The organism is Streptomyces sp. DH12, from assembly GCF_020873895.1.
Taxonomy (GTDB): Bacteria; Actinomycetota; Actinomycetes; order Streptomycetales; family Streptomycetaceae; genus Streptomyces.
The window spans coordinates 1-478 of the sequence record NZ_JAHWGT010000851.1; the positions used below are offsets into that span (position 1 = coordinate 1).

Annotated in this window: 1 protein-coding gene; it reads right to left on the reverse strand. The window is 68.6% G+C overall.

The window, feature by feature from the left end:
* Positions 1–313: 313 nt before the first annotated feature.
* Positions 314–478, reverse strand: a 165-nt coding sequence (locus LPA54_RS37420; protein WP_228984904.1) for an SDR family oxidoreductase, incomplete at its 5' end; no start/stop codon positions are given.

Below are 478 nucleotides of genomic sequence, written 5' to 3' on the forward strand. Positions count from 1 at the left end.
ACAGGACGCCGCATCCGGTCACCAGGGACGTTATGGTCGCGTTGGCCGCCACCCGCCGCAGGCATCGGTTCCGGTTGTACACGCGCACGCTCCTCGATCTGCCATACCAAGGGTCGGCGAACGATACCGCTGTGACACGCCCCCTGACCCTCCCCGGAACGGGCCGTGAGATCAACTGGCGGATGACTACGTTGTCACGGGCGTTTCGTACCCAAAACGCCGACACGGACGCCGTTTTCGTCAACGGCGTCCGTGTCGGACGGGGCAGTGGTGACCGGTGCGCACGCATGATGCGCGGATCGGTGCGTACGGATCAGCCGACGCCGGCGTTGAGGAAGATGCCGCCGTCGACGACCAGGGTCTGGCCGGTGACCCAGTCCGACTGGTCCGAGGTGAGGAACGCGGCCGCCCCGCCGATGTCGGACGGCACACCGAGCCGGCCGAGCGGGTAGGACGCGGCGGCCTCCTCCTCGCGGCC